This is a genomic window from Falsiroseomonas sp. RANM36 (genome assembly GCF_056682175.1).
Map to the genome: position 1 here is coordinate 229,017 of NZ_JBWXTD010000002.1, position 8,734 is coordinate 237,750.

Sequence of the window (8,734 nt, forward strand, 5' to 3'; positions counted from 1 at the left end):
CCCCGCCGTCGCTGCGCGCCCCGCGGGGGGGGGGGGCGGGCCCGGGGGCGGGGCCGGGGGGGGGGGGGGGGCCGCCCGCGGGCGCGCAGCCCGCCCCGGCCGATCGGGCACCTTCGGCCGCCACCGTGCCGAACTGGTGGGGCGGCCTGCCGGCGGGCGATGCCCGCATCGCGCGCGACAACCTGCGCAACAGCCTTTCCTTCTGGATCGGGTCGGTGGCCGAGGACGGCTACCTGCGCGACATCGCCATCCAACCCTGGAACTACGACTGGGGCGGCGACACCTTCTACGGCGTTTCCTGGAGCCGGCGGCTGCTGCGGGTCTGGACCGATTTCGCGGTGGATCTGGAACTCGGCGGCGGCTACCGCGCCGGCCAGACCGACTCGCCGGAACTCTGGTACGCGTTCTACGTCCGCTACGACGGCTTCCCCTGGCGCGACCGGCTCTACACCAGCTTCGGCCTCTCGACCGGCATCAGCTGGGTGGATCACCTGCCGGAGGCGGAGACCGGCACCGCGGCGCAGCCCGAGCCGAACCAGTCCCGCTTCCTGCACTATTTCTCGCCGGAGATCGCCGTCAGCCTGCCCCATCGTCCGCAGGACGAGCTGGTGCTGCGCTACGCGCACCGCAGCGGCATGTTCGGGCTGTTCAACGGCGTGTGGGAGGGGTCGAACGTCCTGCAGGTCGCCTATCGCCGGCGGTTCTGATCCGGGCGGCGGCATGCCCCTCCGGCGCCGGCTTGTCGGGCGCGGCCGGCGCACGACATGTGGCTGGCCATGCCGTATCCGAAGCGCGTCGCCCGCCCCGTGCCCGACCTCGTGGCCGGCGCCACCGGCGCGGTGAAGGACGCGATCGCGCGGCAGGTCGTCGCGCTGTTCAACGACCGCAGCCGCGGCGAGCGGCCGGTCGCGCGCCGGCCCGATGGGCTGTTCGGCCCCGCCTCCGTCGCCTGGCGCGTGCATGGCGACGTGACCGCGATGATGGTCGGCGGCGTCGCCTCGCTGCTGCTGCAGATGCTGCATCCGGGCGTGCTGGCCGGCGTGTGGGATCATTCGCGCTTCCGCCACGACATGCATGGCCGCCTGCGCCGCACCGCGCGCTTCATCGCGCTGACCACCTATGGCGGGCGGGAGGAGGCAGAGGCCGCGATCGCCCGCGTGCGCCGGATCCACGACCATGTGCGCGGCACGCTGCCGAACGGCACGCCCTACGCGGCGAACGATCCCGCGCTGCTGGCCTGGGTGCATGTGACGGAGGCGAGCTGCTTCCTCGACAGCTGGATCCGCTATGCCGAGCCTGGCATGCCGATGGCCGGGCAGGACCGCTACTTCGCCGAGATGGCGCGCATCGGCGTTGCGCTCGGCGCCGATCCGGTGCCCCGGTCGCGGCTTGAGGCTCGACGGCTGATCCACGCGATGCGGCGGGAGCTGCGCGTGGACGACCGCACGCGCGAGATCTGCCGGCTGCTGCTGACGCACCGCTCCGGCCATCCGCTCTCGACGCCGGTGGAGGCGCTGACGGCGCAGGCGGGGGTGGACCTGCTGCCGGACTGGGCGCGGCGGATGCATGGGCTGGACCAGCCGGCGCTGGCGCGCCCGCTGGTGCGCGCGGGCACGCGCGGCGTCGCGCGGACGCTGCGCTGGGCCTTCACCTGAGGCGGGAGTTTCACGCCGGCGGCGTGGCGCCCACCTGCTCCACGATCCGCCCATAATGCTGCGGGCGCCGGTGCTGGGCGAAGTTGAACATCTTCTCCTTCCCCTGCCGGCAGGCGTCGAAATCCACCTCGGCGAGGATCAGCTCGTCGCCCAGCGTCTTCGCCTGCGCCACCACCACGCCGTTCGGGTCCACGATGCAGGACCCGCCGATCAGCCCCGCGCCGTCCTCGTTGCCCGCCTTCGCCACCGCTATGGCCCAGGTGGCGTTCATGTAGGCGTTGGACTGCGCGGCGAGCGTGGAGTGGAAGGTGCGCAGCGCCGCGCTCTCGCTCTCGCCGCCATTCGGGTCGTAGGCGGCGGAGTTGTAGCCGACCATCACCAGCTCCACCCCCTGCAGCCCCAGGCAGCGCCAACCCTCCGGCCAGCGGCGGTCGTTGCAGACCAGCATGCCGAGCACCGGGCGGCCCCAAGCCGCCGGCCCGCGCGCCACGGGGAAGCCGAGGTCGCCATACTCGAAATACATTTTTTCGAGTTGCTGATAGGTCTGTCCCGCCTTCACGTGGTCCGACCCAGGCAGGTGGACCTTGCGGTACTTGAACAGGATCGCGCCGTCCGGCCCGACCGTGATCGCGCTGTTGAAGCGATGGCCGTCGGGGGTGAGCTCGGCATAGCCGACATAGAAGCCGACACCGAGTTCTCGCGCGCGGTCGAACAGCTTCTGCACCTGCGGGTTCGGCATCGCCGTCTCGAAGCTGCCGAGCAGCTCCGCATCGTTCCGCTCCATCGGCCAGCGCGGGAAGAAGGTGGTGAAGGCGAGTTCGGGGAAGACCACGAGCTTCGCGCCCTGCGCCGCCGCCTGCTCCAGCAGCGCGATCATGCGCGCGAGCGTCGCGGCGCGGCTGTCGGCGCGCTGGATCGGGCCCATCTGGGCGCCGGCGAGGATCAGCTTGCGGGTCATCGAAACAGGTCCCTGATGTCCTGGCGCGTTCCACCCAGGCTGCGCCAGATGGCGATGAAGCCGCCTGCCAGCCCGAGCCCGGCGAACAGCCCGCCGATGCCCGGCGTATTTGGCGCCAGGGTGGGGCCGAGCATCGCGCCGAGCAGCCCGGTGCCGATCCCCGCCGCGACGGCGAACAGGAACTGCGTCATGCCGGGCTTCTGCCGGGCGGGCGCAACCGGGGGGCCGCTGCGCGAGGGACGCGGCGGCCGCTTGATCCAGCGTTGGTGCCGGGGGCGTTCGTCAGCCATGCGGGGGGGTTTAGCGCCACCCGCCCGCCGCGTCAGCCCGCGGCGGCGTGCGGCCCGATCGGGCAGGTGGCCTCGCGGCTGACCAGGTCGAAGACGAAGAGCATCTTCGCCATCCCCGTCAGCACCGCCGCCACCATCGCCAGCTCCACCATCTCGGCCTCCGAGAAGAAGTGCCGGAGCTCGGCGGCGAGGGCGGGCGTCACCTCGCCGCGCATGTTGGGCAGCGCCATCTCCTCCGCCAGGCGCAGCACCGCGCGTTCCTTCGCGTCGAAGGCGGGGCTGTCGGTCTCCCACATCGCGGCGACCTGCGCCTCGGTCACGCCGGCCTCCAGCGCGGACTTCGTGTTGCCGCGGTTGCAGAAGGCGCAGCCATGCAGGGTGGAGAGCTTGAGGCGCAGGATCTCCTTGATCCGGCGCTCGACACGCCCCTTGAAGAAGACCTGGGCGTAGAAGCCGTCATAGTACCAGCCCAGCAGCTCCGGCGCCTGGGCCAGCACTTCGATCAGCGTCGCCTCGCCGCGCACCTGGTCGGCCGTCTCCGCCACCTTCCGCCAGCGCTCCGGCATGGCGGCGCGGGGCAGGGGCGGGATGCGCGGGTCAGGCATCGAGGGCGGAGCGCTTGTGCTGGCGCGGCACGAAGCGGCCGTTTCCGGGCTTCGCCTTCACCACCGCGCCGTCCCAGATCTCGGTCCCGCGCAGCCAGGCGGAGGCGACGCGGGCCTTCATCGGGCGGCCGTGATAGGGCGACCAGCGCGCATCCTCGCGGTCCTGGATGATGCGCTCGTCGAAGACGAAGTCGCCGGTCTCCAGGATGCAGAAATCGGCGTCCGCCCCGAGCCGGATGCCGCCCTTCTTCGGGTCGAGCCCGTGGTAGCGCGCCGGTTCCTCCGAGCAGAGGCGGGCCATGACCGTCGGCGGCAGGCCGCGCTCCGCCAGCAGGGTGTACATCAGCGGCGCGTAGCTCTGCAGGCCCGTCAGCCCCGCGCCGACGGCGAAGATGTCGCCGTGATACTCCTTCTTCGGCTTCGGCCAGGGCGCGTGGTCGGTCGAGACATAGCTCACGATCCCCTCCCGCACCGCGCCCCACATCCGCTCGACCTCCGCCGCGCTGCGGAAGGGCGGGTTGCACTTCCCGAACCCTTGCAGGCGGACGATGTCGTCCTCGGTCATGCACAGGTACTGGATGCAGGCCTCGCCCGAGGTCTTCGCCCCCTGGCCGCGATAGATTTTCGCGAGTTCGAAGCCCCGCGCCAGGGAGGAATGCGCGATGTGGACATGCGCGCCCGTCTCCAGCGCCATCTCGAAGATCTCGAGATCGGCCATCGTCTCCGTGATCGGCGGACGGGTGCGGCAATGCCAGATGGGGGAGGTGTTGCCGGCGGCCTTCGCGGCCTCCGTCAGCTTCACCACCAGCTCCTGGTCCTCGTTGTGGACCGCGACCATCAGCCCGGTGGTCGCGATCTCGGCGAAGGCCGAGAGCATGGTCGGGTGGTCGATGCGCGGGAAGCGGTGCGCGTCGTATTCATAGGTGGAGACCTTGAAGGCGCTCGCCCCGGCCTCCGCGATGGCCGCGATGTCCTCCAGGCCCCCGCTCTTCTTGATGGTGCCGTAGAGCGCCATGTCCACATGCGACAGGCGGTGCACATGCTCGACCTTGTCGGCGAAGATCGCCGCGGTGGTCACCGGGTTCGGCACGTCATAGGGCATGTCGCAGACGGTGGTGACGCCGCCGGCCGCGGCCGACATGGTCGCGCCCTCGATCCCCGGCCAGCCGGTGCTGGACGAGGTGTGCATGTGCCCGTCCACCAGGCCCGGCATGATCACCTTGCCGGAGAAATCCGCCAGCCGCTTCGCCGGCGGGGGCGCGCCCGCGCCGATCGCCGCGATGGTCTCGCCCCGCACCGCGACATAGCCGCCCGGGATCACGCGGTCGGACAGCACCACGTCGCCGGTGACGACGAGGTCGAAGGGGGCGGCGTCGGTCATGCGGGCCTCTCGGTGGCGATGGTCGGCGGCAGGCTAGCCCGCGACCGTCGCGCGGGGAACCTTCCCGGCCGCCGGCTTGCTGCCGGCCCCGCGCGGCGCGAGCATCGCCGCATGAACGCCGCCGCCGCGCGCCTCAGCGCCCGCCTCACGCCCGACCGCCCGGCCATCGCCATGTCGGCGCACAACCCGCTCTCCGCCAGGCTCGCGGCCGAAGCGGGCTTCGATGCGATCTGGGGCAGCGGCTTCGAGCTTTCGGCCGCGCATGCTGTGCCGGATGCCTCGATCCTCTCCTGGGAGACGCATCTCGCCGCGATGCGCGCCATGGTCGAGGTGCAGGATGCGCCGGTGGTGGCCGACATCGACACCGGCAGCGGCAACGCGGTCTCGGTGGCCTATCTCGTGCCGCGCTACGCGGCGGCCGGCGTCGCCGCTGTGGTGATGGAGGACAAGACCTTCCCGAAGGATTCCAGCCTGCGCCCCGGTGGCCGGCAGGAGCTGGTCCGCGTCGGGGAGTTCCAGGGGAAGATCGAAGCCGCGCGCGTGGCGGACGGCCCGCTGGTGATCGCGCGGACCGAGGCGCTGATCGCCGGCCTCGGCCAGGCGGAGGCGCTGCGGCGCGGCGCGGCCTATGTCGAGGCCGGGGCGGATGCTGTGCTGATCCATTCCAAGCAGAAGACGCCGGAGGAGATCCTGGCCTTCTGCCGCGCCTGGCCTGGCCCGGTGCCGCTGGTGCTGGTGCCGACCTCCTACCCGCAGCTGTCCTTCGCGGAGGTGGCGGCGCTGGGCAAGGTCGGGCTGATCATCTGCGGCAACCACGCGATCCGCGCCGCGGTGGGCGCGATGCGCGAGACCTTCGCGCGCATCCTGGCCGAAGGCGGCATCGCGGGTGTCGAGGGGCGCATCGCCAGCGTGGCCGAGATCTTCGCGCTGCAGGGCGACGACCGCATGCGCGGGATCGAGGCGCGATTCCTTCGCTGAGCCGGCGTTCGCTGCCGCCGGTCAGGCGGCGGCGGGGAAGAGCATCTCCGCGAAGTCGAGCGCGAGCCGCGTCGCCTCGCTTTCCCGTTCCGCGTTCCAGGCCAGCGCGACGCCGACCGCATGGATCGGGCCTTCCAGCTCGCGGAACGCCACCCCCGGCGGGCGCAGCCGCGCCATTCCCGCGCTGACCAGCGCGATGCCGAGGCCCGCCGCGACGAAGCCGAGCTGCGCCATGGCGCTGCCGACCTCGCGCACCACGCGCGGGGTGAAGCCGGCCTCGCGGCAGGCGGTGACCATCGCATCGGAATAGGCGGGGCTGATGCCGCGGGGCAGCACGAGCATTGGCTCGTCGGCAAGCTGGGCCAGCGGCAGCGGCGCGGTGCTCTCCGCCAGGGGATGGCCGGAGGGCAGCGCCGCGGCCAGCACGTCGCGGCCGAGCGCGCGCAGCTTCACCGGCGGGCGGTCGCGATCCAGCCGCAGCAAGGCGAGGTCCACCTCGCCGCGGCGCAGCGCCTCCACCGCATCGGTCGTGTCGAGCTCCCGCACCGAGACCGCGGCATCGGGGCGCGCCGCCTGCAGCGCGCGGACCAGCGGCGGCAGGTAGTCGAACAGCGCGGAGGTGACGCAGGCGATCGCGACCGGTGCGGCGCGGCCGGCGCGGAGTTCGCGCGCCAGCGCCTCGAGCTCGCCCGCGCCTTCGGCAAGGCGGCGCGCGAGCGGGATCAGCGCCTCGCCCTCGCGCGTCGGGCGCGCGCCCTTGCCGGTGCGCTCCAGCAGCTTCACGCCGAGCTCGCGTTCCAGCGCCTGGATCTGCGCCGTCAGCGGCGGCTGCGAGATGCCGAGCCGCGCTGCGGCGCGGCCGAAATGCCCTTCCTCGGCGACGGCGAGGAAATGCCCGAGGCGGCGGACGAGGCGAAAATCCATGACGATCCCACGCGATCCCTGATGCCGGATCTGCGCCTGCCTCTGCCTTGCGGGGCGGGTTTAGCGAGGATGCGATACGAAATCCATATCGTCGCGCTTGTCCAATCGGAATGGACGATCACACCGAGCGGGCGCAAAACGGCACCTGCACTTCCACACGGCAAGGATGAGGACAGACGTGCAGAAGCATCCCGTGAAGGTCCACCCCTCGAAGGCGCTGCTGAAGCGGGAGGACCAGCTGGCCTGGAAGATGGCCGCCGTCGCCACCGACAAGGTCGCGGTGGAGAAGGACGTCCAGGCGATGATCATCAACCGGATCATCGACAACGCCTCGGTCGCGATCGCCGCGATCAACCGCCGGCCCGTCGTCTCCGCGCGCGGCATGGCGCTGGGTCATCCGCGCAAGGGCGGCGGCACGGTGTTCGGCGTGAAGTCGGCGACGACCGTCAGCCCCGAATGGGCGGCCTGGGCGAACGGCACGGCGGTGCGGGAGCTCGACTTCCACGACACCTTCCTCGCCGCGGACTACTCCCACCCCGGCGACAACATCCCGCCCATCCTGGCCGTCGCGCAGACCATGGGGCGTTCGGGCCGCGACCTGATCCGCGGCCTCGCCACCGGCTATGAGCTGCATATCGACCTGGTGCGCGCGATCTGCCTGCATGAGCACAAGGTGGACCACATCGCCCATCTCTGCCCCGCCGCGGCCGCCGGCATCGGCACGCTGCTCGGCCTGAAGCAGGAGGTGATCTTCCAGTCCATCCAGCAGGCGCTGCACACCTCGATCAGCTTCCGCCAGAGCCGGAAGGGCGAGATCAGCAGCTGGAAGGCCTATGCGCCCGCCCATGCCGGCAAGCTGGCGGTCGAGGCGGTGGACCGCTGCATGCGCGGCGAAGGCGCGCCCTCCCCGATCTATGAGGGCGAGGACAGCGTGATCGCCTGGGTGCTGTCCGGCCGGACGCAGGCCGACAGCAAGGGCCGCAAGACGGTCTATGACCCGGTCTATTACGAGGTGCCGCTGCCGGCGCCGGGCGAGCCGAAGCGCGCGATCCTCGACAGCTACACCAAGGAGCACTCGGCCGAGTACCAGTCCCAGGCGCTGATCGACCTGGCCTTCCGCATGCGGGAGCAGATCAAGGACTGGGAGGCGATCAAGCGGATCACCATCCATACCTCCCACCACACCCACTACGTGATCGGCACCGGCGCCAACGACCCGCAGAAGATGGATCCCAAGGCCAGCCGGGAGACGCTGGACCACTCCATCATGTACATCTTCGCCGTCGCCCTGCAGGACGGGCGCTGGCACCATGTGGACAGCTACGCGCCGAAGCGGGCGCAGCGGGCCGACACCGTCCGCCTCTGGCACAAGATCGAGACGCGCGAGGACGCGGAGTGGACCCGGAAATACCACTCCCGCGATCCGGACGAGCTCTCCTTCGGCGGCCGGGTCGAGATCGAGTTCAACGACGGGACGAAGATCGTGGACGAGCTCGGCGTGGCCAATGCCCACCCGAACGGCGCCCGCCCCTTCGCCCGCGAGCAGTACATCCGGAAGTTCCGCACCCTGACCGAGGGCATCATCACGACGCGGGAGGCCAACCGCTTCCTGGCGGACGTGCAGGACCTGGCCCGCATCCCGGCGGGCGAGCTGCACGTCCTGAACGTCGCGCTGCCGGCCGGCACGCTGCTGGAGTCCAAGCCGGGCATCTTCTGAGTATCCCCACGACAACGCTGCGCGTTGCCGCGGGGGCCCCGGATTGGTGCCCGAGCTGCCGAAGCCGATTCTTCCTCCCGCGGCGGCGGCGCGGGGGGCGACCGGGGGGCGGGGGGGGCGGGCGGGGGGCGGCGGGGGGGGGGCACCCCCGCCCCCCGCGGCGGGTGATGCGTGTCATTGGGTGTTTCTCCTCTCCCGGTGGTTGGTCCAGTCCAGTGTTCGATCG

Annotated in this window: 9 protein-coding genes; 4 read left to right on the forward strand and 5 right to left on the reverse strand. The window is 71.7% G+C overall.

Going from position 1 to position 8,734, the window contains the following annotated elements; all coding sequences use genetic code 11:
- A partial coding sequence (locus AC1MIR_RS01970; RefSeq protein ID WP_480026505.1) for a hypothetical protein occupies window positions 1–707 on the forward strand: 707 nt, incomplete at its 5' end.
- 69 nt (window positions 708–776) lie between these two features.
- Window positions 777–1,655, forward strand: coding sequence for an oxygenase MpaB family protein (locus AC1MIR_RS01975; protein ID WP_480026506.1), 879 nt, complete (start codon window positions 777–779; stop codon window positions 1,653–1,655).
- Between the two features lie 10 nt (window positions 1,656–1,665).
- Here the strand turns inward: AC1MIR_RS01975 and AC1MIR_RS01980 are convergent, their stop codons facing one another.
- The 4 genes from AC1MIR_RS01980 to AC1MIR_RS01995 all read right to left on the reverse strand — a co-directional run bounded on the left by AC1MIR_RS01980 (window position 1,666) and on the right by AC1MIR_RS01995 (window position 4,889).
- Window positions 1,666–2,613 (reverse strand): N-carbamoyl-D-amino-acid hydrolase, encoded by a 948-nt coding sequence (locus AC1MIR_RS01980; RefSeq protein ID WP_480026507.1) that lies wholly within the window; start codon window positions 2,611–2,613, stop codon window positions 1,666–1,668.
- Window positions 2,610–2,804, reverse strand: coding sequence for a hypothetical protein (locus AC1MIR_RS01985; RefSeq protein WP_480026508.1), 195 nt, complete (start codon window positions 2,802–2,804; stop codon window positions 2,610–2,612). The genes AC1MIR_RS01980 and AC1MIR_RS01985 overlap by 4 nt, the downstream gene beginning before the upstream one ends.
- Window positions 2,805–2,935: 131 nt before the next feature.
- Entirely contained in the window at window positions 2,936–3,508 is a 573-nt protein-coding gene (locus tag AC1MIR_RS01990) for a carboxymuconolactone decarboxylase family protein (RefSeq protein WP_480026509.1), read from the reverse strand.
- Window positions 3,501–4,889 carry a dihydroorotase gene (locus AC1MIR_RS01995; RefSeq protein WP_480026510.1) on the reverse strand — a complete coding sequence of 463 codons (1,389 nt, stop codon included), beginning with the start codon at window positions 4,887–4,889 and terminating at the stop codon, window positions 3,501–3,503. Before AC1MIR_RS01995 ends, AC1MIR_RS01990 begins: the two co-directional genes overlap by 8 nt.
- A gap of 111 nt (window positions 4,890–5,000) precedes the next feature.
- On the opposite strand from AC1MIR_RS01995, the gene AC1MIR_RS02000 reads away from it, so the two are divergent.
- The gene (locus AC1MIR_RS02000; protein ID WP_480026511.1) at window positions 5,001–5,867 is read left to right on the forward strand and encodes a phosphonopyruvate hydrolase; all 867 of its coding nucleotides are present in this window, start codon (window positions 5,001–5,003) and stop codon (window positions 5,865–5,867) included.
- Window positions 5,868–5,888: 21 nt separating this feature from the next.
- Here AC1MIR_RS02000 and AC1MIR_RS02005 read toward each other — a convergent pair whose 3' ends face one another.
- Window positions 5,889–6,791, reverse strand: a complete 903-nt coding sequence (locus tag AC1MIR_RS02005; RefSeq protein ID WP_480026512.1) for a LysR family transcriptional regulator — start codon at window positions 6,789–6,791, stop codon at window positions 5,889–5,891.
- A gap of 178 nt (window positions 6,792–6,969) precedes the next feature.
- On the opposite strand from AC1MIR_RS02005, the gene AC1MIR_RS02010 reads away from it, so the two are divergent.
- On the forward strand, window positions 6,970–8,508 hold the full coding sequence (locus tag AC1MIR_RS02010) for an MmgE/PrpD family protein (RefSeq protein WP_480026513.1): 1,539 nt from the start codon (window positions 6,970–6,972) through the stop codon (window positions 8,506–8,508).
- Window positions 8,509–8,734: the final 226 nt, after the last annotated feature.